The organism is Thermoanaerobaculia bacterium, assembly GCA_018057705.1.
GTDB lineage: Bacteria > Acidobacteriota > Thermoanaerobaculia > Multivoradales > JAGPDF01 > JAGPDF01.
Map to the genome: position 1 here is coordinate 22,092 of JAGPDF010000011.1, position 23,546 is coordinate 45,637.

The window sequence follows — 23,546 nt, forward strand, 5'->3', positions numbered from 1 at the left end:
CCAGCCATGGCGCCGCCCTCCGTCTCCGTCATCGTCAGGACACGCGACCGGCCGGCATTGCTGCGGGAGGCGCTCGCGAGCCTCCGCGCCCAGACGCTCCGCGACTTCGAGACCCTGGTGGTCGCCGATGGCGGCGAGGCACCGCCGCCGGAGATTCTGGCGCCGCCCGGAGAGGGAGGCCTCTCGCTCCTTCACCGCGTGCCCCCGCACGGCAGGGCGCGGGCGCTGAACGCCGGGCTCGACGCCGCACGCGGGCGCTTCGTCGCCTATCTCGACGACGACGACCTCTTCCTCCCCGACCACCTCGAGACCCTGTCGCGCTTCCTCGCCGGCAGCGACTCCTACCGCGTCGCCTACACCGACGTCGAGCAGGTCTCGCAGCTGCTGGGCGAGGACGGCCGCTACCATGAGGGGCCACGGCTGGTGGTCTACGGCCAGGCTTTCGATGCCGCTCGACTGCTGTCCTCGAACTACATCTCGCTCATCGGGCTGATGCACACCGCGACCGACCTGCGCTACGACGAGAGCTTCGACATCCTCGAGGACTGGGACTTCATGATCCGCCTCGCCGAGCGCGGGCGCTTCCATCGCATCGCGAAGATCACCGCCACCTATCGCGTGCGTGACGATCAATCGAACGCCACCACCACCTCGCCCTGGCACGGTGCCGAGGCCGAAGCGGCGCGCCGGAGGCTGTTCGAGAAGCACTGGCACCGCCAGAGCGCGACCTCGCAGATGGCGCTCGTCGACAGCTTCCAGAACGAGGCCTGGCTGCTGCGCAGTGAACAGGCGGCAAGCGCAGAGCAGCTCGACGCCGAGCGCGCGCGCACCGCAGGCCTCGCGGCCGAGCTCGAAGAGCTTTCGCGGCGGCTGGCGCGGGTCGAAGCGGAGCTCACCGCCTTTCGCGGCGACGCCTCGCGCCAGCTTCAGGCCGCCGGCGAGCGCGAGAGCGCGCTGCTCTCGACCCTGCAGCAGATCTACGGTTCGAGCTCCTGGCGGCTGCTCTCGCGGTGGTGGCGGCTCAAGGCGCGCCTGCTCGGCCGATGACCGTCAAGCTCGACCTCGTCATTCCGGTCCACAACGCGCTGCGGGCGACGCGCGACTGCCTGCGCACCGCCCGCGCCCACGCGCCGGCCTGGGCGAGGATCCTCGTGGTCAACGACGCCAGCGACGCCCGGACGACCGAGTGGCTGCGCGCCCAGGAGGGCATCACCCTGCTCGAGAATCCGGTCAACCTCGGTTTCGTGAAGTCGGCGAACCGCGGGCTCCTGTTCTCCGACGCGCCCTACGTCTGCCTGTTGAACAGCGACACCCTGCTCACTCCCGGGGCGCTCGAGCGCATGGTCGAACGGCTCGATCGCGAGCCCGGCATCGGCATGTGCTGCCCGCTGTCGAACAGTGCGGTGAACCTGTCGGTCGCGATCCCGCCGGGCGAGGACGTCTTCTCGTTCGCGCGCCAGGTCGCCCGCCGCAGCCCGGGCCTCTATCCCGACGTCACCACGGTGGTCGGCTTCTGCCTCCTGGTCAAGCGCGAGCTCATCCAGACCCTTGGCGTCTTCGACGAGGCCTTCGACCGCGGCTACTGCGAAGAGACCGACTTCCACTTCCGCGCCCGCGCCGCCGGCTGGCGCTGCGTGGTCGCCGACGACACCTTCGTCTACCATCGCCAGGGCGCGAGCTTTTCCGACACCGACGCGCGCTTCGCCAAGAACCGCGAGCTCCTGATGGCGCGCTGGCGGCACCTCTACGAGACCGAGGTGGCGGAGTTCAACCGCCGGGACGAGCTCGGCGTTCTGCGCGATGCCGGGACCTGCGCGTGGCGCGGGGAGCTTTCGACCGAGCCGTTCGACGTGCTCTTCGTGCTGCCGATGATGGGGGTCTTCGGCGGTGTGGCGGACGTCCTCGAGCTCACCAACGCGCTCATCCTCGAAGGCTTGCACGCCGGCGTCGTGCTGCTCGAGGAGGTCGCGAGCGAGATCGGCCTCGAGCTCTTCTTCACCCCCCTCCGCCTGCCGGCCGCCCGTTTCCCCGAGGGCCTCCCGGAGACTCGCGTGCTCGTCGCCACCGCCTATCAGACGGCGCCGCCGGTCGCCCTGGCCGCGGCGCGCCGGCCGGGCATGAAGACCGCCTACTTCCTGCAGGACTACGAGGGTTGGTTCGGCGGCGACCCGGTCGAGGTCGTCGCGCAGACCTACGACCTCGTACCGCGGATGACCGCGATCTCGACCTGGCTCGCCGATCTCGTCGCCGAGCGCCATGGGCACCGCCCGGCCGTCGTGCCGATGAGCGGCGACCCGGAGGTCTTCTACCCGCGCGGCGACCGGGCCGGGAGCGGCCCGATCCGCGTCGTGGCGATGCTGCGCTACGAGGAGCGCCGCGGCTTCCGCTTTCTCCTGCCGGCGCTCTCCGCCGTCGCCGCTCATCCCGGCGTCGAGATCGTCCTCTTCGGCGCCCACCGCTTCGAGGAGGAGAACTTCCCGCACTCTCACGCCGGCGTCCTCTCCCGCGACAGCGTGGCCCGGCTCCTGTCGACGGCCCACATCGTCGTCGACCCCTCGCTCTTCCAGGGATTCGGTCTGGTCGGGCTGGAGGCGATGGCCTCCGGCGCCGCCTGCGTGCTGACCGACTCGGGCGGCGTGATGGAGTACGCCCGGCACGACGACAACGCCCTGGTCGTGCCGCCCGGCGACGAACAGGCACTGGCGGCGGCGATCCTCCGCCTGGTCGAAGACCGGCCGCTGAGGCAGCGGCTGGCGGAGTCCGGCGTCGCGACCGCCCGCCGCTTCACCTGGCACAGGAGCGCCGAGGCCTTCATCGCCTTTCTCCGCGCGCTGCCGGTGCCGGCGCCGGTTCCGGCCCCCGAGCGCGCCGCGCTCGAGCTCTATTGGCAGCTGCGCAACCGCGACAGCTCCGAGATCGACGCCCTCGCGCGCAAAGTGGCAGAACAGGCCGCCACCCTCGACGCGATTCGCGAGTCGACCTTCTGGCGGGCGGCGGAGCCGTACTGGCGCCTGAAGGCCCGGCTCACGGAGCTCGGCGGGCGACGACGCTGACGAAGAGGTGGAAGCGGTCGTCGTTGCGGATCGCCCCGAACATCGTCGAGTAGGGCTCGATGCCGAATTCGCTGAACAGGAAGGCGCCGACGACCTCGGCGGAGAGGTCGCCACCAACAGCGCTCCAGGTCGCCGGCAGCTCGCGCTCGACGGTCCGGCCGCGAATCGTCAGGCGCAACCGGACGTTCCATCCGGCTGCGGGCTCCGCCGCGCGGCGCACGAGCCCGGCGACCTCGGCCCGGATCTCCGGGAACTTCGCGGCGTCGAGCTGGCTCGCGCCGAGCATCGCCGTCCGCACCTTCCGGCGGTCCGAGTCCCCGACCGGCGGCAGTTCGCCGGAGTGCATGCCGAGCTCGCGGAATCGCCCCTTCCAGGCCGCCCTTGCCGCCGGTGCGTCGATCTCGAGCCCTTCGGCCGCGACCGTGAAGCGGAAGCTCGTCGCCTCCGGCTGCGCGGGATCGAACCGGAGCTCGACCGTCGGCCGGGGGGCCACCACGAGGTGATCGTGCGCCAGCCCCGAGCCGATCCCCGCTTTGTGGGTGAGGACCGCGAACAGTGAGCGTTCGGCGTCGATCGCGTAGGCCTCTGCCGGCAGTGCCGCTGCGGGCGCCGGCCCGTGCATGGCGAGCGCGACCGAGAGGAGCGTCACCGACCAGCCGGCCCGCCAGGCAGAAGTGCTCTGTCTCATCGTGATGCTCCCGGGACCGCAGGGGAGAGAAGCTGCGATCACTATCCAGGAGGATAGACAGCCCGGGCGGCGCGCGGAACTGACCAAAGTGAGACGCCGCGCCCGGCAGCGGTCGGGGACCGGAGCCGAGCGCGGCGCAGGGAACGGCGACTCTTGTGGCCGGGAGGCCGTCAGTTCGATTCGTCGGATCCGTCCTCGTCCTCGATCTCGAGAACGATCGTCCGGGCGCCCGGCTCGCCGGTCACGAAGGTGCCCGCCTTCGGGGCCGTCTCGCGCAACGCCTCGAGGACCCTGGCGCGGGTCGCCTCGTCGAGCTCCTGGAACTTCGCCGAGGCCTGGAGGCGCGCGATCGTCGCCTCGACCGGGAGCGGCAGGGCCGGCAGCTCGCCGCCCTCGGTGGTGAAGGCGAAGGCGTGGGCGTCGCCGCCGCCGGCCGGAGTCCGCCGCATCACGACCACCCTCCCGCCGTCGCCGTCGGCGCTTTCTGTGATCACCGCGCCGTTCTCGTCCACCGCCACCTTGTTGCGCAGGATCATGACGTTCGCCCCGCCCTCCCCGGCGTCGGCGCCATCGGCGCCATCGTGAACGATGATCCGCTTGTGGAACTGCGTCGTGCCGTCGGCGCTCGTCCACGAGCCGCCTTCGGGCTCGCCGGAGAAGTGGTCCATGAGGCGGATCTTCTTGCCGTCGAGGTCGATCTCGAAGCCCTGCTCGTCGCGGGTGACGACGACCGGCGTGCCGCTCTCGGTGGCGAGCGACCGGCTCTCGCCGACCGCCATCTCGTGAAGATTGGCGAGCTCGAGGCGCTCGGCGCTGCCGTCGTGGTCGAGGACCAGATTGATCTGGCTGCGACGGACCTCGGCGGTCTCGTCCGAGGCCTCCGCGAGATCGACGCCCGCGGCTTCGGCCTCGCTCGCGGCCGCATAGGCGAGGCCGGCGGCCGTCGCCAGGAGAAGGGCGGTGAGGGAAGGGACCATCCAGCGATTTCGGTTGGGCATCGGTTTCACTCCTCTGAAAGTTGTGCGGCTCCCTGCCGCAGTCACTCTTCTCAAAGGCAAGGACGGTGCCAGATGAAATCGCCGGCAATCTCGCAATACGCCTCCCCATTTGGGGAAGGTGCTGCTCTCTTCGGGAGCCGGCTCAGCTCTCCGCCGGCTCGGGCTCCGCCAGGCCGTGCTTCTCGAGCCGGTAGAGGAACGCCTTGTACGGCAGGTCGAGCAGACGCGCCGCGCGGGCGCGATTGCCGCCGGCGAGCTCGAGCGCCTGACGCAGCGCTTCGCGCTCGTGCGCCTCCCAGGAGAGTCCCTGCGCCGGCAGCCGGAAGCCGCCCTCGCCCTGCGGCCGGCCGGAGAGCTCGGGCGGCAGATCCTCGAGCTTCACCTCGCCGGCGTCGGCGAGGAGCGTCAGGCGTTCGACGACGTTGGCGAGCTCGCGGACGTTGCCCGGCCAGGCGTACTCGATCAGCGCCTTGCGCACCGCAGCGGGGAAGCGCGCCTGCGTGAGACCGTGGCGTCGCGCCGCGCGCGCCGCGAAATGCTCGGCGAGGAGGGGGATGTCCTCACGGCGGTCGCGCAGCGGCGGCAGCGCCAGCGGCACCACGTTCAGACGGTAGAAGAGGTCCTGCCGGAAGCGCCCGGCGGCGATCTCGACGAGGAGATCGCGATTCGTCGCCGCGACCACCCGCACGTCCACCGCGATCTCACTGTTGCCGCCGACGCGGGTGATCCGGCCCTCCTGCAGGGCGCGCAGGAGCTTCGGCTGCAGGGCGATCGGCAGCTCTCCGATCTCGTCGAGGAAGAGCGTCCCGGAGTCGGCGGCCTCGAATCTGCCGGCGCGCGTGCGGTCGGCGCCGGTGAAGGCGCCGCGCTCGACGCCGAAGAACTCGGACTCGACCAGCCCCTCCGGAATCGCGGCGCAGTTGACTGCGACGAACGGCCGCGCGCGGCGCGGCGAGAGCTGGTGCAGCGCGCGCGCCGCGAGCTCCTTGCCGGTGCCACTCTCGCCGGTGAGGAGGATCGTCGCCTGGGTGCCGGCGAGGCGCTCGACGCGCGCGAAGAGGGTGTGCATCGCCGCCGAGCGCCCGATGAGGTCGACCAGTTGGTCGCGGTCGCCGATCTCCGCCGAGAGGCGGCGGTTCTCGCGCTCGAGCCGCCGCCGCGCGAGGGTGCGGTCGATCGCCAGCTTGAGCGCCTGCGCCTCGAACGGCTTCGCAAGGTAGTCGTCGGCGCCGCTGCGGATCGCCTCCACGGCGCGCGCGATCGTGCCGTACGCCGTGACCATGACGAAGCCGGCGTCGGGATGGTGGGCGCGCACCCGGGCGAGGAGCTCGCCGCCGTCGCCGTCCGGAAGGCGCCAGTCGGAGATCACGAGATCGACCGGGGCGCGCCCGAGCTCGCGGGTCGCCTCGGCGAGCGAGGCCGCGCAGGCGACGCTGTAGCCCTCCGCGGAGAGGAGCCCCGCAAGGAGGGTCCTCTGATCGGCCTCGTCCTCGACGACCAGCAGGCGGAAGTCGTTCATCGTTCTGTCCGCGTCCATGGCGAGGTTCCATTCGAACGGTCGCCGACACGGTCTCCGAGCTCGAGCGCGGCCCGGGTGCCGCGGGCGGTCCCTGCGGCGCGCGACTCGAGCCGCAGCTCGCCGGCGTACCGCCCGCTCACCAGACGGTGGGCGAGAAACAGGCCCATCCCGGAGCCGTGCGGCTTGGTGGTGACGTGGGGCTCGAAGAGACGGGCGCGGACCTCGTCGGGAAGACCGCCGCCCTCGTCGTCGACCGTGATGCACACGCCGCCGGACTCGCCCGGCGCCACCTGGATCGTGACCTGCCCGCCCGGCGGGCTCGCCTCGACGGCATTCACCACGAGCGCCTGGAGCACCGCCTTGAGCTCCGCCGGCACACCCGCAACCACGGCCGGGACGGCCCGACGGCTGGCACCGGGCGCGGCACCTGGTGCGGCTTGGGCAGAAGCCTGCACGTCGATCCGTACCCGGCCGCCACCGTCCTGGAGCGCTTCGAGTGCCACCTCGCGGGCCAGCTGGGCGACGTCCACCGGCTCGGCCTGAGCCGAACCGGCCGAGGCCAGGGCGAGGAAGGAGCGCAGGGCGCCGTCCATGCGCCGGATCTGTCGCCGCGAGCCCTCGACGACCTCCGTTGGCGCGCCGACCTGCTCGATCGCGAGACCGAGGGCGTTCAGCGGGTTGCGCAGCGAGTGCGCGAGCCCGCGCGCCACCTCGCCCAGCTCGGAGAGCTGCTCGGCGGAGGCCAGCCGGCGGTTCTCGCGGTCGAGGTCGGCGAGACGCTGCGACATCCGGTTGAACGAGGCGATCGTGCGGCCGATCTCGTCGTTGCGCGGGCCCGGCTGGACCTCGACGGCAGCCCCGAGCTCGCCGCTTCCCAGGCGCTCGGCCGCCGCCGAAAGGCTCGCGAGGGGCCGGGTGAGCCGGTGGGCGACGACCGCCGCCGCGAGCAGCCCCACCGCCAGCAGCGCCAGGTTCCCCAGCAGGAGCTGCGTACCGAAGCGGTCGAGCGTCGAGGCGACCTCGGCGTGCGGAATCGGAATCCTCCGCTTCATCTCCGGGCCGCGCACGAAGAGCACGTCGCGCTCCGCGTCGGTCTCGAGCACCATCTTGCGCAGCTGCATGTCGGGCGGCAAGACAGCGTCGCCCGGCGCGGCGTCGGAGCCCTCTTCGGCAGCGTTGGCCCCCACCGCGCCGCCGGCCGCTGCCGGCGCCGGCCGCTGCAAGTGGATCTCGCGGCGCATCACGAAGTGCTGCGGCTCGCCGCCGGGCGCCGCCTCCGTCGTCCATTCGACGCCGGAAGGCTCGCCGGGCAGATCGCCTCCCGGTAGCGCGCCGACAGTGCCCGGCCCATTCGTCGTCACCACGACGACATGCGTCGCCGTCCCGGGCCCGGGCTCGGCGGCTGCGCCCGCCGCGGTTCCCGCAGGGGCGGCAGGGCTCCGGCTCTCCGTGCGGTAGGAGAAGCCCGAGAGGATCTCCTCCCCGACCCGGAAGGCGACCGTGCGCACATCGTCGGTGACCGCCCGGGAAAGCGCGCGGAAGAGCAGCCACTGCCCGACGAGCAGCAGGCAGATCAGGCCACCGAGAAGCAGAAAGAGGCGTCGTCTGAGCGACATGGTCGCGGAGAATCTAGCAAGGGTCGTGCCTCTTTCGCCGCGGCCGGCAGCGGGCCGGCTTTCCGCCTGCGGCCCGCACCGCCACTTTTCGCCCGCGGACCGGATGTCCGCTTTCAAGACGAAGCGGTAGACTTCGTCCATGTCCCTGCGCTTCGGAGTGAACGGCCTCGGGCGGATCGGCCGCGCGCTCATCCGGATCGCGGCGACGCGGCCCGAGCTCGGCTTGGAGCTCGCCGCGGCCAACGATTCGGCAGACCCGAAGCAGCTCGCGCGCCTCCTTCGCCACGACACCGTGCATGGGGCCTTTCCGGTCGAGGTGGCTTCACGAGAGAGCTGCCTGCTTCTCGCCGGCCGGCCGGTGCCGCTCGGCCGGGCGCTCTCGCCGCTGGAGATCGACTGGCAGGAGCACGGCGTCGAGGTGGTGCTCGAGGCGACGGGGAAGTTCCGGCAACGCGACCTCGCCGCCGGGCATCTGCGCGATCCGGGGGGCTCCGTCCGGCAGGTCGTCGTCTCGGCGACGATGCCCGATCCGGATGTCTCCGTCTGCCTCGGCATCAACGACCGCGATCTCGACCCGTCGTGGCAGCGCGTGATCTCGAACGCCTCGTGCACGACGAACTGTCTGGCGCCGCTCCTGCTCGTGCTCGACCGGAGCTTCGGCGTCGAGCACGCGCTGATGAACACCGTCCACTGCGTCACCAACAGCCAGAACCTGGTCGACAACGCGCACCCCGATCCGCGCCGCGCGCGCTCGGCGCTCGCCAACATCATCCCGACCACCTCGGACGCGATTCCCTCCATCGTCCAGGTCATGCCGGAGATGCGCGGCAAGGTCGAGGGGCTCGCGATGCGCGTGCCGGTGGTCGCGGGCTCGCTGGTCGATCTCACGGTGCGCCTCGCCCGCCCGGCCGCGCGCGACGCCGTCGCCGACGCCTTTCGCGCCGCCGAGCAGGGAGCGCTCGCCGGTATCCTCGGCACCACCGACGAAGAGCTCGTCTCCTCCGACGTCATCGGCGACCGGCGCTCGGCGGTCGTCGATCTGCCTCTCCTTTCTCTCGCCGGCGACCGCCTGCTGCGCGTCGTCGCCTGGTACGACAACGAATGGGGCTACACCAACCGCTTAGCCGAGCTTCTCGCCCGGCTCGCGGCGCCACCCGCCCGATAGAATCCGCTCGGACGTTCTTGCGAAGGAGAGCACCGATGACCCAGCTGCTGACACTCGAAGATCTCGACCTTGCGCGCCTCGCCGGCACGGTCGTGCTGGTGCGGGTCGACTTCAACGTGCCGATGAAGGACGGGAAGGTCACCGACGACACGCGCATCGAGGAGGCGCTGCCGACGATCCGCGAGCTCACCGCGGCGGGGGCGCGACTCCTTCTGTGCTCGCACTGCGGGCGGCCGAAGGGCGAGAGGAACTTGAAGTACTCGCTGCGGCCGGTGGCCGAGCGTCTGGCGGCACTTCTGGGGCGGCCGGTGCTTTTCTCTGAGGATGCGATCGGCGAGCCGGCGGCAGCGGTCGCCGCGAAGCTCGCCGACGGCGACGTCGCGCTGCTCGAGAACCTGCGCTTCCATGCCGGCGAGGAGAAGAACGACCCGGTCTTCGCTCAGGCGCTCGCCGCCAACGCGACCGCCTATGTCGACGACGCCTTCGGCAGCGCCCATCGCGCCCACGCCTCGGTCACCGGCGTGCTGCCGTTCCTCGCCCGGCGCGCCGCCGGCCGGCTGATGGTGCGCGAGGTCGAGGCGCTCTCGAAGCTCCTGGGCGAGCCGCCGCGACCGTTCGCGGCGATTCTCGGCGGTGCCAAGATCGAGGGCAAGATCGACACCCTCGAGAACCTCCTGCCGCGGCTCGACATCCTCATGGTCGGCGGCGGCATGGCCAACACCTTCCTCGCCGCGCAGGGACTCGACCTCAAGGCTTCGCTCGTCGAGCGCGACCGGCTCGACCTGGCGCGGACGATCCTCGAGCGCGCGGCGGCGCAGGGCACGGAGGTCCTCCTGCCGACCGACCTCGTCACCACGGACAGTTTCGAGAATCCGCAGGTCGTGCAGACGGTGGCGGCGGCGGAGATTCCGGGTGATTTTCTGGCGGTCGACATCGGTCCGCGGACCCGAAAGGCCTTTGCCGCTGCGGTGGCCCGCGCCCACACCCTGTTCTGGAACGGCCCGCTGGGCGTCTTCGAGAAGCCGCCGTTCGACGAAGGGACGCGCGCCGTGGCTCTCGCCCTGGCGGCCTGCCCCGGCTTCACCCTCATCGGCGGCGGCGAGACGGTCGCGGCAGTGCACCAGGCCGGGGTAACCGACAAGATCGGCCACGTCTCGACCGGCGGCGGAGCCTCGCTCGAGTTCCTGGCCGGCAAAGAGCTGCCCGGCGTCGCGGCGCTCGCCCGGCCGGCCGCTGGCTTCAATGGATCGGGCGCCGCCGGATGACTCACGACCCGCACTTCGTCCCGGCCGCGCGCCGGCCCTTCGTGGCCGGCAACTGGAAGATGAACCTGGTGCGCTGGGAGGCCGACGCGCTCTGCAGGAAGCTCCTTGCGGCGCTCCCCCTCGCCTGCGAGGTCGCCGTCCTCCCCTCCTTCCCCCTCCTGCCCGGGGTGGTCGAAGCGCTCGCCGGAAGCGGCATCGGCGTCGGCGGCCAGGACCTCCACCCCGAGGGGAAGGGCGCCCACACCGGCGACGTCTCCGGGCTCCAGCTGGCCGACGTCGGCTGCTCCTGGGCGCTTTGCGGCCACAGCGAGCGCCGCCACGACCACGGGGAGGGCGACGAGCTCGCGGTGCAAAAAGCCCTCGCCGCGGTACGCTCGGGTTTGAAGCCTCTGCTCTGCGTCGGCGAGACCCGCGACGAACGCCTTCGGGGTGAGACCTTCGCCGTGCTCGACCGCCAGCTCGCCCCGCTCGCCGGCCTCTCCCACGCCGACCTGCCGGGGCTGGTCCTCGCCTACGAGCCGGTCTGGGCGATCGGCACCGGCGAAACCGCCACTCCTGAAATCGCCCAGGAGGCGCATTTCCACCTGCGCGGCCGTTTGGAAGGCCTCTGGGGGGGTGCCGGCTCGGCCGTCAGAATACTCTACGGCGGGTCCGTAACTCCTGATAATTCAACGGGTTTGGCCGCAATGCCGGACATCGATGGGGGTCTCGTCGGAGGGGCGAGCTTTGACGCCGGCAAATTCCTCGCTATCATCTCTTCTTTCGCCGCCTGAAGCGGTCCGAGGTTCTCCGTGATCTATCTGCTTTATACGCTGCACATCATCATCTGCATCTTCCTCATCCTGGTGGTCCTGCTCCAGCAGGGCAAGGGTGCGGATCTTTCGGTCTTCGGCGGCGGCACCACCATGGCCGCCTTCGGCGCCCGCAGCGCGACCAACCTCCTGCACCGGATGACGGTCGGCGGTTTCGTCGCTTTCATGCTGACGACGCTGGGCATCGCCTACATCAAGGGCAACGTCGAAGGTTCGTCGGTCATGAAGAGCGCCGCGCCGGCTCCGGTCTCCGCTCCGGCGACGCCGGCTCCAGCGCCCCCCGTTCCGGCTGCGGCCCCGACCGAAACGCCCACGGCATCTCCAGAGGCTGCGCCTGCGACGCCGCCCGACGCGCCTGCACCGCAGACGCCGAACCAGTAGAATCGATTCGCAGACAGGAAACTCCGGAAAAACTGATGTCTTTCGAGCAAGCCGAGCTGGCGGAATTGGTAGACGCGCACGTTTGAGGGGCGTGTGGGGTAACCCGTGCCGGTTCGAGTCCGGCGCTCGGCACCACTCTTTGCAGGATCTGCAGAACCCGCGGTAGGTAGAAGGTAGTAGCAGGGGCCGCACGGCAAGCGGCAGACAAGCGAAAGGCGGCGTGCGGAGAGATCCGCGAACGCCGCCTTTTCCCTTTCCGGCCCGCTTGGGCCGGTCCCGCGCCAGTGCCCCTTACGGCAGGAGCGTCGCCTTCTTGATCTCGACCGTCGTATTGGGCACATCGCCGTACGGTCCGCGATTGCCGCGCGGCACGTTGACGATCTTGTCGGCCACATCCATCCCCTCGACGACCTTCGCGAACACCGCATAGCCCCAGCCGCCCGCGGTCTTGCCGGTGTGATCGAGCGAGCGGTTGTCGTTCACGTTGATGAAGAACTGCGAGGTGGCGCTGCCCGGGTCGCTGGTGCGCGCCATCGAGAGCGTGCCGCGCTTGTTCTTGAGACCGTTGTCGGCCTCGTTGGGAATCGGCGGCTGCGTCGCCTTCTGCTTCATATCGGGGGTGAAGCCGCCACCCTGGATCATGAAGCCGGGGATGACGCGATGGAAGATGGTGCCATCGTAGTGGCCCGACTTCACGTAGGCGAGGAAGTTCGCGACCGTCTTCGGCGCCTTCTCCGGATCGAGCTCGAGGACGATCTTGCCGAGCGTGGTGTCGAGCTCGACGCGCGGGTTCGCGGCCTTGGCCGGAGCCGGGGTCGCGGGGGCCGCGGCGGGCTGCGGCGAGTCGGATCCCAGCAGGGCAGCGGCAAACAGCAAAATGGCGGGACTCATGGTTTCTCCTTGTCGTGGTTGGGTTTGCGCAAACCCGAATCGTAGCATCGCAGGCTTTTCGGGCCTCCCCGGCGGCCGTGCGGGCGGCGGTCTGGCCTTGAGTCGGAGCGGCCGGGTGCCTGGTATCGAGTTTGCTACCCTAGTCGGGCAGGCTCCGGAAGCACACACTCAACCCCGGAGGAACCTGGGAGGCTTTTCGATGCGCCGCATCTCTTCGTGGAAGTTCATCGCGCTGTTCACTCTGCTTCTCGCCCCGGCGGCCTTCGCCCAGGACGCCGACTACACCAACAGTCCGCACGTCCGCGGGCGTTTCGAGCTCACGCCGACCGTGTCGTACAACTTCGGCGGCACGCTCTCCGGAGAGGAGAGCGACTTCTTCGACTTCGAGCTCGAGGCCGACGACAGTGAGGCGTTCGGCGTCACCTTCGGCATCCCGCTCTCGCCCTGGGCGCAGATCGAGCTCCTCGCCAGCCGCCAGCAGACCGAGCTGGCGTATGACGACGGCCTGTTCGGCGGCAATATCGGGGTGGCCGATTTCGACGTCAGCTACTACCACGTCGGCGGCCTCTTCCAGTGGGGCAACGGCCAGGTGCATCCGTTCTTCGTCGCGAGCCTGGGCGTCGCGAATCTGAATCCGGACGTGCCCGGAGCGAGCGCCGAGAACAAGTTCTCCGGCTCGATCGGCGGCGGCGTCAAGATCTTCCTCACCGACAACATCGGGCTGCGCTTCGAAGGCCGCGGCTTCTGGACTCTGCTCGACGACGGTGAGGACTACTACTACGACGACTGTTACCACTGCGGCGACTACTACGACTACGGCTACTCCAACACCTTCGACCAGGCGCAGTTCTCCACCGGCCTGATCATCGCCTGGTAGCTCAACTCGATCCGAAGTCGGGCTCGGCCGCTTCCACCCGGTTGCGGCCGTTTCTTTTTGCCGTGTAGAGGGCCGCGTCGGCCGCCGAAAGCAGCGGACGGGCGCGGGTCTTGCCGTCGGCCCGCACTTCGGCGCGTCCGGCGACCCCCATCGACAGCGTCACCTTGAGCGGCTCGCCGGTTTCGATCGGAATCTCGAGCGCCTCGATGCGCTCGCGGATCTTCTCGGCGAGGCGGAGGGCGCCGTCGAGCTGCGTCTCGGGCAGCACGATGAGAAACTCCTCGCCGCCGAAGCGACCGATGAAGTCGGTCTCCCGGAGCTGCGCCCGGAGCTCCGCCGCGACGCGCTGCAGCACCAGGTCGCCGGCCAGGTGGCCGTGGCGATCGTTGATCCACTTGAAGCGATCGAGGTCGGCAAGGGCGATCGAGAGCGGACGATCGTAGCGGATGGAGCGGCTCCACTCGCGATCGAGAATCTCCAGCACGGCCTCCCTGCGGTAAAGGCCGGTCAGGCCCTCGAAGGTCGCGGACTCGAACAGCCGGGCGTTCTCGAAAACCGTCGCCGCCTGCCCGGCGAGGACCTTCAAGAGCTCAAGCTCTTCGGCGACGAAACGCTCGCCGCCTTTCTTCGCGCCCAGCAGTAGCAGGCCCACCAGCCTGCCGTGCGAGAGCATCGGCACGGTGAGCTCGGCACCGGCGCCGCGCAGGCGCGTGGCGAGCGAGCCGCCGGCACGCTCGAGCTGCGAGGCCGGCATCGGGCGCGCCCCGCGGGTGAGCGCGCGCAGCCCCACGTCGTCGGGCGCGAGCAGCACCGTCTGCTCGGAGTCTTCGAGTGCGATCCCGGAGGCCGCGAGGCTCATGAGCTGCCCCATCGGCGGCGCCGCGATCCAAAGCGTCGCCGAATGCAGCCCGAACGTCCGGCAGAGCTCGTCGCAGAGATACTCGCCCATGCGTGGGAGCTTGCCCCGCGCGGGCAGTTCGGCGACCATGCCGAGGGCGCGCTGGCGGAAGGCTTCGCTCTCCGGAAACAGGCGTCGGTCGATCAGCCGCTGCAGACGCTTGCGCATCGGATTGAAGATCAGACCCAGTCCGAGCGTCGCCGCCGACACCACCCAGACCGACTCCCGTCCGCCCTCGAGCGAGCGCGCAAAGAGCGCCCCGCCGGCGCCCAGCGCGGCATAGAAGAGGAGCACCAGCGAGGTGGTCAGCGCGCCGTAGAGCAGGCTCTTGCGGATGACCAGCTCGATGTCGAAGAGTTGGTAGCGGAAGATCGCGACGAAGACGGCGACCGGAAAAGCGAGCAGCACCAACGTCCAGACCGCCTGCGGCACCGCCACCGTCGGCAGACCGAGGAGCTGCCGGCCAGCGAGGAAGAAAACGACGCACATCCAGGGCAGGAGCCCGAGCAGCACCAGCCCCGCCTGCTGCCGCCCCTCGCGCCGCGGATGATGCAGGAAGCGCTCCCCCAGCAGCAGGGCGAGCGTCGTCGCCCAGAACGGCAGCCCGAGGTCGAGAAGCAGGAACTCGGCCTGGCTCGACGTCCACGGCAGGCTCCCGCCTTTGGTCTCGACGAGGATCGCGATCGCCGTGCTCGCGGCGACGACGCCGCCGATGCCGTAGAAGAGCGGCACCAGCCAGGGCCGCTTCCTGAGCCACATCGGACGCTCCGGAACGAGTGCCGACAGGTGGATTTCGGCGCCCATCTGGAAGCCCGAGATCAGGTAGAAGCCGACCGTCGACCAGAGACCGATCGCGAGCAGATTGACCGGCTCGGAGGGCAACGAGAGCTCCGCAGCCACGGCCAGCGAGTAGAGATAGAGCAGCCGGGCCCGGACGTCCTGCCCGGCCTGCCCCACCGCGACGAGACCGAGCGCGACGTAGGCGATCGCCACCAGGAGGTCGAGCAGGAGCGAGCCCCAGGAGACTGCAACCCCCGGCGCCAGGGTCAGCGTGACCCGCTGGCCGGCGCGGTCGACGATGACCGGCACCGGTTCGCCGCGTCGGAAGTCGATTGCGACCAGATCGTAGTCGGACTCGATCCGGATCGGCCGTCCGGCGATCTCGAGGATCCGGTCGCCGCCCCGCAGGCCCGCTCTCTCGGCCGGATAGCCCGGCACGAGCTCGCGGATGCTCACCCCGGTGGCGCCGTCGTTGAGCGTGAAGCCGACGCGGCGGCCGCTCGCGGCGTCGGCGTGCGTCGCCTTGAGGTAGAACAGCCCGGCCAGCAACAGCACCGGCAGAAAATAGATCAGCCCTCGGCGCAGAATCGGAGAGGTGATGGGCAAGAGGGTCTCGTCGTGCTCCCGGCTCGGATGCCGGCTAGTCTACGGCGGATCCGCAGTTCCCGCTGCCGTCCAGGGGCCGCAGCGCACCAGACGCCCGAGCGCGCGGAAGTTCCCGGTGACGAAGCCGTCGCGAGCGACGACTGCCGCGGCATACTGGCTGCACGAGGGAGTGAAGCGACAGCGCACGCCGCCTCTGTGGAGCCAGGGCGAGAGCCAAGCCTGGTAACGGCGGATCGCGCCGAGCTCGAGACGTGCCGTGACCTGCTTTGCCGGCGGAAGGCTCCAGTCGAAAGCGCAGAGAGCCACGGCGAAGAGCCCGGCCAGGAGCCAGCGGCGACGCAGCGTCCGCGACCTGCCTGGCGGAGGCTTCGATGCGGCTCGACTCACGCCGGTAGCGTTCCGGCGGCGAGGCGCACGATCCAGACCAGGAGCAGCAGAAGTCCGGTCGCGATCGCAGCTTTGGGCGCGATCCGCCGCAGCACGAGGAGGTCCGGGGGCTCGGGCACTTCCTGGGTGCTCGACAGCGCAGTGGCGGTTCTCGCCCGGCGGAGCGCCACTCCCCAGGCGAGCCAGAAGATCGCCGCCTCGACGGCGAGAAGCGCGAACAGCGGATGCCAACGCCAGGACTCCGCGAACTTCCCCTGCGCGAGCGCCGCCGCGGCGCGCGTCAGGCCGCAGGCCGCGCAGGCAACGCCGGTGGCACGGTGGAAAAGACAGAGGTCTGGGCCGCCGGCAACGGCCGGGTCCCAGAGGGCGAGGGCAAGGAAAAGGGCGACGAGCCCGAGGCCCGTCGCCCACCAGTACCGCACCGCCGACATCTCCAGGTTCCTGCCTAGTTGCCTGCCGCGTCCGCCATCGCCCCCATGATCGCCAGGCCACCCATGAAGAAGATCCAGATCACGCCGAGGACAAGAAAGATCGTACCGATGATGCCGAGGATCATTCCCGCCATGGCGGTGCCCTGACCGGCGGCCGGACTGCTGCCCTCCTTGATCGCCTTGACTTCGTTCTTGCCGATGTACCAGGCGAACGGTGCGCAGAGTTGGCAGCAGAGGAAACCCAAGATTCCGAGAACGAGCGCCGTTGTCGCCTTGCTCGAGCCTGCCGAGGCCGGCGGGGCCGGCGGGGCCGGCGGCGGAGGAATGTACTGGTCGTTCATCTCAGAACTTGTCCGCGAAGTCGGAGAGGCCGGGGATGAGGAAGCGCTGGCCGTTGACCGCCTTCATGATCGACAGGATCGTCACGATCAGATACGGGATCCAGAGGAAGAGCGAGATGATGCTGGTCACGCAGCCGACGCCAGGGATGAACGACAGGATCGAGAACAGCACGAAGACGATGATCCAGGCGAAGAACTGGACGAGCCCGTGCTTGGCGTGCCACTGCACCTCTTTATCGTCCTTCTCGGTCAGCAGCGGCACCAGCGCCAGCAGGCCGAGGTAGGCGAGCACCAGCATCAGGGTCTTGTTGTTGTTCGCAGCAGCAGGCGGGGGTGGCGGAACGGACGGTTCGCTCATCGTCAGCGTCTCCTCACGAGAAGTTGGTGGTTCTGCATGTGTTGAGTGCGTTCAACAGTTTATACCCCGCCTCCGGGGTGGACAAGCGACAAGAGGCACCCGGGGCGTGTCGCCGCGCGGGGTTCTTCAAACCGGCGCCTTGGCCGCCGATTTCCCCGCCGCGCTCGCCGACGCCTTCGCCGAAGTGCCGCGCGAGAGCAGTGCGCCGGCTTCGAGCAGGAACTTCGAGGCGGCGAAGAGGGTGAAGAGGAGGAGCGGCTTGCCGGAGAGGATCATGACCCAGGTGCCGACGAAGCCGGTCAGCCAGAAGAGCACGAAGCGGCGCGTCCCAGCGTCGACCCGGCGCGCGAGCTCCGCGGCGCTCGCCGACCGCAGCCGGGCGAGGTCGATCGCGAGCTCGACGCCGACGAGCAGGGCGATCCAGGGGAGGCCGGCCGAGGCGGCGAGGATCCCCTCCGTCGTCAGGAACCCCTTGTCGGTGAAGATGAAGAGGATCGCGGCGAGGAAGAGCCCGAAGATGCCGAACGCGCCCCCGTGCACGAGCAGCACGTCGCGGGTGCGAATCCCGGCGCGCGCGATCTCCCCCGGGTCGGCGCCGCGGCGCGCCCAGAGCGCCAGCAGGATCGCCGTGGCGCCCAGCAGCAGGACGCTCTCCACCCAGTAGAGGATCAGGCCGCCGGCGGGGCTCCAGCTGGCCGCGGCGACGCCGGCGATCGGCACGCCCTGCGCGCCACCGCGCAGAACCCACTGGAAGAGGCGGCGAATCATCGGCGGTCGAGTCTCCCCTGCCCGGTTGCAGACGAACCGGACTGCAGGAAGGAACGGAATCGGCCGGGCAGAGAGGACAACGTCGCGGCTAGCCCACGAACGGCTCGGCCGCGATCCCGAGCTCGTCGAGCGTCGCGAGGAACGACGGCAGCTCGCTCTCGACGACCGCCAGCACGATTTCGGCGTCGGCGGTGTAGCTCTCGCTCGTGAGCTCCACGACGGGTGCCCGGACCAGGCGTTTGACGACGCCGATGCGCTCGTACGGCACGCGCAGCCGGAAGCTCCGGCGCGGCAGCTCGCGACGGGTCTGAAGGGCCTCGAGCGCGAGCTGGGTGGCGGCGGTGTAGGCGCGCGCCAGGCCGCCCTTGCCGAGCTTGGTGCCGCCGAACCAGCGCACGACGACGGCGACGACGTCGGTGATTCCGGCCCCGGCGAGCGCCCGCAGGATCGGTTGCCCGGCGGTGCCGGACGGCTCGCCGGCATCGGCGGCGCGCTCCGCCGCCGGCCAGCCGATCCGCCAGGCGAAGCAGTGATGGGTGGCGTCCGGGTAGCGCTTGCGCAACCCTTCGAGAAACTCCTTTGCCGCTTCCGGGGTCGGCGCCGGTGCGAGGTAGGCGAGAAATCGCGAGCCGAGCTCGCGGACCTCGGCTTCGGCCGGGCCGACCGCCACCCGGTAGCCCTCCGTCAGGTCGCGGCCCTCGCGGCGGCAACTGGAGCGGGCGGAGCGGCCGGCGCGAGCGGTGCCGTCATTCCCTGCAGAACCTTCTCGTAGAGCGCGCGATACTGGCCGACGATGCGCTCCTGAGCGAAGCGCGCCACCGCGCCCTCGCGGGCTGCCGCACAGAAACGGGCATGGCGCGCGGGGTCGGTGAGCAGCCCGATCGCCCCGGCGCCCATCGCCACCACGTCCCCGACCGGAAACAGCAGGCCGTCGACGCCGTCGCGAACCACCTCCGGGATGCCGCCGGCGGTGCTCGCCACCACCGGCACCGCGCAGGACAGCGCCTCGAGCGCCGCCAAACCGAACGACTCGCTTTCCGACGGCAGGAGGAAGAGGTCGGCGCCCGTCAGCACCTCCTCGACCGCGGCGATGTTGCCGAGGAAGGTCACCGAGCCGCAGGTGCCGGCGCGCCGGCAGCGCTCCTCGGCCTTGGCCCGGTCCGGGCCGTCGCCGACCAGCAGGAGCCGGGCCGGCATGGCCCTGCGCACCTCGAAGAAGACGTCGAGCACGTCCATGATCCGCTTGACCGGCCGGAAGTTCGAGATGTGGAGCAGGATCTTCTCGCCCGGCTTCGCCCAGCGCCGCGCCCCCGCCGACCCCCTGACCTCCTCGTAGCGCTGCGGGTCGATGAAGTTGGGTATCACCTCGATACGGCTCGCCTCGAGACCCAACTGCTCGACCGTGGCTTCGCGGAGTGAGCTCGAGACGGCGGTCACGGCGTCGCTCATGCGGAGGCCGAAGCGCGTCGTTTCGAGGTAGCTCGGATCGTTGCCGACCAGCGTGATGTCGGTGCCGTGCAGGGTCGTGACCACGGCGAGCGGCTGGGGCGCCAGAATCTGCTTGGCGAGCACCGCCGAGATCGCGTTCGGCACGGCATAGTGCACGTGCATCAGATCGAGCCTCTGGTGACGCGCCACCTCGGCCATCTTGGAGGCCAGCGCCAGCGAATAGGGCGGGTACTCGAACAGCGGGTAGTGCGGCACGACGACTTCGTGGAAGAAGAGGCTGGGCGCGAGCAGCGACAGGCGCGACGGCAGCGCGTAGCTGATGACATGCACCTCGTCGCCGCCGTCGGCCAACGCCATGGCGAGCTCCGTCGCGACGACTCCCGAGCCGCCGAAGGTCGGGTAACAGCTGATTCCGATCCGCATGACTCTCTAACGCAGGCCGCGAGGGAGAAGTTGCCAGGGATCGGACACCGCGAGCGTCCGGCGCGAGAGGTACGGCTCGCCGAACTCGGCGCCGACCTGGTCGCCGTAGTGCCGCGCCCGGCCTTCGATCGCGAGGCGTGTCTCGCGCGACGAGATCTTGGTCACCGGTCCGTCCGCCGGGTTGCTTCCGCCCTGGCGCGGATGGAGCTGCGTGCCGTAGGCGTCGAGCGCCCGCATCTTGATCTCCCAGGTGGCGGTGACGTCGACCACGAAGGAGGGCTCGAACGAATCGTTCTGCATGTAGGTGAAATGAGCCGCCGGCCGGTGGGGGATGCCGGTCCCGCGGCGCGCCAGGCCGGCATAGAAGCAGGCCGCCGCGACCACCGCATGGGCACGCTCGTGGTCGGGATGTCGGTCGAGGGTCGCCGGCCCGAGGACGAGCTCGGGACGCAACCGGCGCAGGATCTCGATCACCTGGTCCTCTTCCGCCGGTCCGGTGCGCAGGGCGCCGTCGCCCAGGGCGAGGAACTCGAGCTCCTGGGCACCGAGGATCTCCGCCGCCTGCGCCGCTTCTCGCTGCCGCTCGGCGGTCGTGCCGCGCGTTCCCGCCTCGCCCGAGGTCAGGTGCAGGATCCCGACCCGGCGGCCAGCTCGTGCCATCTGCGCGAGCGTTCCACCACAGCAGATCTCGACATCATCGGGGTGGGCTCCGATCGCCAGCACGTCGACGCTCATGCCTGCACTCCTTCCCCGCCGGCGCCCAGCACCGGCATCGGTTCTTGCGCGCGCGCCATACGAGCGAAGCTCGAACCCCGGCGCACGACCGGCACCAGCGCCGCCAACGCGAGGAGCGCCGCGCCGCCCGCAGCCACGAGGCGCCACCCCGCCGGAGCGAGCAGCGCCGCCGCCGCAATCGTGGCGCTCCAGCGCGCGATCTCACTCGCCGGCAGCCAGGCGCGGCGGTCGAAGAGGCCGCCGACGTTGGTGAGCCCCCAGACCGCGAAGAGCGCCAGGGCGAGCTTGACGTCGTTGCCCAGGCGCCCGCCGCCGAAGAGCAGCGCGATCACGGCCCCCATCGCGAGCAGAAACTGCGAGACCGCCGCGGCGGAGAGGCCGGCGGGGGGACGCGAGTCGTACTTGCGGCCTTCGAGCGGCGTGTACGGCGGCTTGTCGAACGGCACGTCCGCCGGCCGCCAGCCTGGGCCTTTGAGGAAGATGAGGAGCTTGTCGCGCCAGCGGCGCGTGCGGCGCGCCACGGCGACCAGCTCGCCGAAATATTGCACGTTCGCCCACAGCGGATTCCAGTTGGCGAGCGGGCGGGTGACGCCGTAGGCCGGCTCCTCCTCCTCGCGCTGGAAAGTTCCGAAGAGCCGGTCCCAGACGATCAGCACGCCGCCGTGATTGCGGTCGATGTACTTGGCGTTCGAGCCGTGGTGGACGCGATGGTTCGAGGGTGTGTTGAGGACCGCGTCGAGGAAACCCAGCCGCCCGATCGTCCGGGTGTGGATCCAGAACTGGTAGAGGGTGTCGAACGCGTCGAGTGCCAGGAACATCATCGGCGGCACACCGAGAAGAGCGAGCGGCCAGTAGAAAGGAGCCCCCAGGAACTGCTGCACGGCGCTCTGGCGCAGAGCCACCGAGAGGTTGTACTCCTCGCTCTGGTGGTGGACGATATGCGCCGCCCAGAGAAAGTTCACCTCGTGGCTGGCGCGGTGGAACCAGTAGTAGAAGAAGTCGATGCCGAGAAAGGCGACGGCCCAGTGCATCCAATTGCCCGGGTCGAGCGTCGCGAGCCGGAAGCTCTCGAAGATCAGGATGTAGCCGGCGAAGATCACGGTCTTGCCGAAGACGCCCACGAGCTGCTGGATCGTGCCGCAGGCGAGATCGTTGATGGTGTCGTTCAGCCGGTAGAGCGTGCGGCCGGAATCCAGCCGGCGTTCGCGACGCTCGACCCAGAGCTCCACGCCGATCAGCAGGAAGAAGACCGGGATGGCGAGCGCGATGGCGTTGAATCCCTGCTGGCTCATGGTCGACTCATGGCAGGGTTGCGATGTTAGCCCGATCCTGTCCGGGAGAGGCGGTCCCCGCCGAGCGATCGGCATTGGGATCGACGAGCACCAGCCGCCGCGGATCGAGCACGAGCTGGTCGAGAAGCGCCTGGCCGAAGATGGCACCGTAGCGGCCGGCGAACCAGGCGGTCGAGAGAACCCGCTCCTGCAGCCCGCCCCCGGGGCGGGTCGCCTGGCGCAGACTCTCGAAGCGCTGCTGGGCGACACCGCCGCGGCGCGCCGCCGCCGCCTCGGCCTTGGCAGCGAAGGCGTCGAGTGCGGAGAGAGCCGTCTCGCGAGTCTTCGTCCACGGCTTCTCGAGCGTCGGATCGAGCGCCACCGCCGGCGCTCGGAGGCTGTCGAGAAGCCGCTCCGCGTCCTGTCGCGCGGCGGCGACGAATCCACCTCCGGCAAGCGCGGCGAGCCGATGGGCGATCGCCTCCGGCACGAACAGGAGCTCCTCGAGCGTCGCGCCGAGCTCCGCCAGGTGGTCGCGCTGACGGGCGTCGAAGACCAGGACCTGCGGACGCAACGCGGTCCAGGGCGCCTCAACCCCGAGAACGGGATAGACCGCCGCCGCTTGAGCCAGGTAGGCGGTTTCGCCGGGCCCCATGATCTGCAACGTCGTTCCGAGGACAGCGTCCTGGATGGCCGGGCGAGCCAGAACTCCGGGGGAGACCAGGCTCGAATCGCTCTCGAGCAGCGCCAGGAGGTCGCCGACCGGCTCCGCCGGTTCTCTTCCCGGCGCGCCGCGCAGACGGAAACCGGTATCGCCACTCCATTCGATGCGCCGGCGGGCGCCGTCGCGCAGCAGGAAGAGCGGGCTCGCGCCGCGCTGCGGCGCCACCTGGAGGTCGAAGCCCCGGGCGACGATGCGCTCTTCTGCGGTCCGATAGGCCGTCTCCACTTCGGCACGGGCTTCGATCAACCGGGCGAGGTGCGGCCGCTCGGCGACCTTCAGCTCCGGCAGCATCGAATCGAGCATCAGCGGCGACCTCGCGCCCAGGAGGTCCACCGTCTGCTGCGCGAAAGCGTCGCCGAAGCGCGCGCCCGGGGCCCACCATCCGGCCAACCGCCGACGCCACTCCGCGAAGCGTTCGTTCGGGAAGCCCACGCCCATGGCCGCGAAGAGGCTCTCGATCTCCGGCCCGATCCGACGGCAACCCACCGGGGCGAGCGGCGAGGGATCCTCGGCGAGCGCCAGCTTCTCGAGGCCCGCCAGGCCGAGGAAGGTGGCGGAGGCGACCTCCGCCCAGTCGTGGTCCTCGGTCGCCATCCAGAAGATCGCGACCGCCGGGCGCCCAGCGGCCTCGAGGGCCTCCGCATGGCGCACCGCTACCGCGGCCTTGACCAGCGCGAGGAGCGCGCCACCGAAGAGACCGGTCTGCTGGCCGCCCACGACCACCGCGGTCGCCGGATCGGCGAGCTTCGCCGCGAGCTCGGCGGCGCGTGGGTGGCCGTAGGCGCCGTTGGCGCGTGCTAGACCGGCGGCAATCCCCCGGCGGTCGACCGGCGGCGGCGGCATCTCGGGCAGCGTCCCGGGGACGAGCAACCGCAGCGGGGCGAGAAGATCCGTCTCCTTGCCGGCCAGCCAGGCGGCCGGCATCCCCTTCACCAGTCCGTGGGCGACGAGATCGATCGGTTCAGGGGGAGCGGCCATCCGCCGCATCCTAGCGGACGCAGGCGGGGCCTGGGGCGGGCGCAGGACGGTAGCCGGCCGGGGCTCGACGAAATTCCCTGCGCGCAGTGGCGGGGGGCCCCATCCTCAAGAGAAGAAATCCAGATGAGACCT

The 23,546-nt window shown here is 70.4% G+C and carries 22 protein-coding genes, 1 tRNA gene and 1 pseudogene; 8 read left to right on the forward strand and 16 right to left on the reverse strand.

All coding sequences use genetic code 11. The annotated features are described in order from the left end of the window. Positions 1–6: 6 nt before the first annotated feature. Positions 7–1,047 (forward strand): glycosyltransferase, encoded by a 1,041-nt coding sequence (locus KBI44_05225; GenBank protein ID MBP9143869.1) that lies wholly within the window; start codon positions 7–9, stop codon positions 1,045–1,047. Further along, on the forward strand, positions 1,044–3,053 hold the full coding sequence (locus tag KBI44_05230; GenBank protein ID MBP9143870.1) for a glycosyltransferase: 2,010 nt from the start codon (positions 1,044–1,046) through the stop codon (positions 3,051–3,053). Before KBI44_05225 ends, KBI44_05230 begins: the two co-directional genes overlap by 4 nt. On the opposite strand, the gene KBI44_05235 is transcribed toward KBI44_05230, so the two are convergent. The 4 genes from KBI44_05235 to KBI44_05250 form a co-directional block, all read right to left on the reverse strand. Further along, positions 3,025–3,741, reverse strand: a complete 717-nt coding sequence (locus KBI44_05235; protein ID MBP9143871.1) for a YceI family protein — start codon at positions 3,739–3,741, stop codon at positions 3,025–3,027. The genes KBI44_05230 and KBI44_05235 overlap by 29 nt on opposite strands. Positions 3,742–3,911: 170 nt before the next feature. Next, the gene (locus KBI44_05240; protein ID MBP9143872.1) at positions 3,912–4,739 is read right to left on the reverse strand and encodes a hypothetical protein; all 828 of its coding nucleotides are present in this window, start codon (positions 4,737–4,739) and stop codon (positions 3,912–3,914) included. Between the two features lie 142 nt (positions 4,740–4,881). After that, the gene (locus KBI44_05245; protein ID MBP9143873.1) at positions 4,882–6,258 is read right to left on the reverse strand and encodes a sigma-54-dependent Fis family transcriptional regulator; all 1,377 of its coding nucleotides are present in this window, start codon (positions 6,256–6,258) and stop codon (positions 4,882–4,884) included. Further along, the gene (locus KBI44_05250) at positions 6,255–7,874 is read right to left on the reverse strand and encodes a HAMP domain-containing histidine kinase (GenBank protein ID MBP9143874.1); all 1,620 of its coding nucleotides are present in this window, start codon (positions 7,872–7,874) and stop codon (positions 6,255–6,257) included. Before KBI44_05250 ends, KBI44_05245 begins: the two co-directional genes overlap by 4 nt. A 139-nt stretch (positions 7,875–8,013) precedes the next feature. Here KBI44_05250 and KBI44_05255 point away from each other — a divergent pair, with 139 nt between their 5' ends. From KBI44_05255 to KBI44_05275, 5 genes are all read left to right on the forward strand, one after another. Then, entirely contained in the window at positions 8,014–9,039 is a 1,026-nt protein-coding gene (locus tag KBI44_05255; protein ID MBP9143875.1) for a type I glyceraldehyde-3-phosphate dehydrogenase, read from the forward strand. Positions 9,040–9,074: 35 nt separating this feature from the next. After that, the gene (locus KBI44_05260; protein MBP9143876.1) at positions 9,075–10,304 is read left to right on the forward strand and encodes a phosphoglycerate kinase; all 1,230 of its coding nucleotides are present in this window, start codon (positions 9,075–9,077) and stop codon (positions 10,302–10,304) included. After that, positions 10,301–11,077, forward strand: coding sequence for a triose-phosphate isomerase (locus KBI44_05265; GenBank protein ID MBP9143877.1), 777 nt, complete (start codon positions 10,301–10,303; stop codon positions 11,075–11,077). The genes KBI44_05260 and KBI44_05265 overlap by 4 nt, the downstream gene beginning before the upstream one ends. Before the next feature lie 18 nt (positions 11,078–11,095). Beyond that, a complete protein-coding gene (gene secG, locus KBI44_05270; GenBank protein MBP9143878.1) occupies positions 11,096–11,497 on the forward strand; it encodes a preprotein translocase subunit SecG in 402 nt (133 codons plus the stop codon). Between the two features lie 50 nt (positions 11,498–11,547). Further along, a tRNA-Leu gene (locus tag KBI44_05275) sits at positions 11,548–11,632 on the forward strand. Positions 11,633–11,788: 156 nt separating this feature from the next. Here the strand turns inward: KBI44_05275 and KBI44_05280 are convergent. After that, the gene (locus KBI44_05280; protein ID MBP9143879.1) at positions 11,789–12,388 is read right to left on the reverse strand and encodes a peptidyl-prolyl cis-trans isomerase; all 600 of its coding nucleotides are present in this window, start codon (positions 12,386–12,388) and stop codon (positions 11,789–11,791) included. A 199-nt stretch (positions 12,389–12,587) separates the two neighbouring features. Here KBI44_05280 and KBI44_05285 point away from each other — a divergent pair, with 199 nt between their 5' ends. Beyond that, positions 12,588–13,265, forward strand: coding sequence for an outer membrane beta-barrel protein (locus tag KBI44_05285; protein MBP9143880.1), 678 nt, complete (start codon positions 12,588–12,590; stop codon positions 13,263–13,265). A gap of 1 nt (position 13,266) precedes the next feature. On the opposite strand, the gene KBI44_05290 is transcribed toward KBI44_05285, so the two are convergent. From KBI44_05290 to bshC, 11 genes and pseudogenes are all read right to left on the reverse strand, one after another. Continuing rightward, the gene (locus KBI44_05290; GenBank protein MBP9143881.1) at positions 13,267–15,549 is read right to left on the reverse strand and encodes a diguanylate cyclase; all 2,283 of its coding nucleotides are present in this window, start codon (positions 15,547–15,549) and stop codon (positions 13,267–13,269) included. Positions 15,550–15,588: 39 nt separating this feature from the next. Next, positions 15,589–15,855 (reverse strand): membrane protein insertion efficiency factor YidD, encoded by a 267-nt coding sequence (locus KBI44_05295; GenBank protein MBP9143882.1) that lies wholly within the window; start codon positions 15,853–15,855, stop codon positions 15,589–15,591. Positions 15,856–15,932: 77 nt separating this feature from the next. Beyond that, positions 15,933–16,367, reverse strand: a complete 435-nt coding sequence (locus tag KBI44_05300) for a DUF2752 domain-containing protein (protein ID MBP9143883.1) — start codon at positions 16,365–16,367, stop codon at positions 15,933–15,935. A 14-nt stretch (positions 16,368–16,381) separates the two neighbouring features. Continuing rightward, positions 16,382–16,708 carry a DUF4190 domain-containing protein gene (locus KBI44_05305; GenBank protein MBP9143884.1) on the reverse strand — a complete coding sequence of 109 codons (327 nt, stop codon included), beginning with the start codon at positions 16,706–16,708 and terminating at the stop codon, positions 16,382–16,384. 1 nt (position 16,709) lies between these two features. Continuing rightward, positions 16,710–17,066 carry a DUF4870 domain-containing protein gene (locus tag KBI44_05310; protein ID MBP9143885.1) on the reverse strand — a complete coding sequence of 119 codons (357 nt, stop codon included), beginning with the start codon at positions 17,064–17,066 and terminating at the stop codon, positions 16,710–16,712. 126 nt (positions 17,067–17,192) lie between these two features. Beyond that, entirely contained in the window at positions 17,193–17,834 is a 642-nt protein-coding gene (locus tag KBI44_05315; GenBank protein MBP9143886.1) for a hypothetical protein, read from the reverse strand. 343 nt (positions 17,835–18,177) lie between these two features. Beyond that, a pseudogene (locus KBI44_05320) lies at positions 18,178–18,522 on the reverse strand (YigZ family protein). Further along, positions 18,519–19,706: an N-acetyl-alpha-D-glucosaminyl L-malate synthase BshA gene (gene bshA / locus KBI44_05325; protein ID MBP9143887.1), complete on the reverse strand. Its 1,188-nt coding sequence runs from the start codon at positions 19,704–19,706 to the stop codon at positions 18,519–18,521. The pseudogene KBI44_05320 and the gene bshA overlap by 4 nt, the downstream one beginning before the upstream one ends. 6 nt (positions 19,707–19,712) lie before the next feature. Beyond that, a complete protein-coding gene (gene bshB1 / locus KBI44_05330) occupies positions 19,713–20,441 on the reverse strand; it encodes a bacillithiol biosynthesis deacetylase BshB1 (GenBank protein MBP9143888.1) in 729 nt (242 codons plus the stop codon). Further along, complete coding sequence (locus tag KBI44_05335; protein MBP9143889.1) at positions 20,438–21,733, reverse strand: sterol desaturase family protein; 1,296 nt, start codon at positions 21,731–21,733, stop codon at positions 20,438–20,440. The genes bshB1 and KBI44_05335 overlap by 4 nt, the downstream gene beginning before the upstream one ends. 7 nt (positions 21,734–21,740) lie before the next feature. Beyond that, positions 21,741–23,414, reverse strand: a complete 1,674-nt coding sequence (bshC, locus tag KBI44_05340; GenBank protein ID MBP9143890.1) for a bacillithiol biosynthesis BshC — start codon at positions 23,412–23,414, stop codon at positions 21,741–21,743. Between the last annotated feature and the right edge of the window lie 132 nt (positions 23,415–23,546).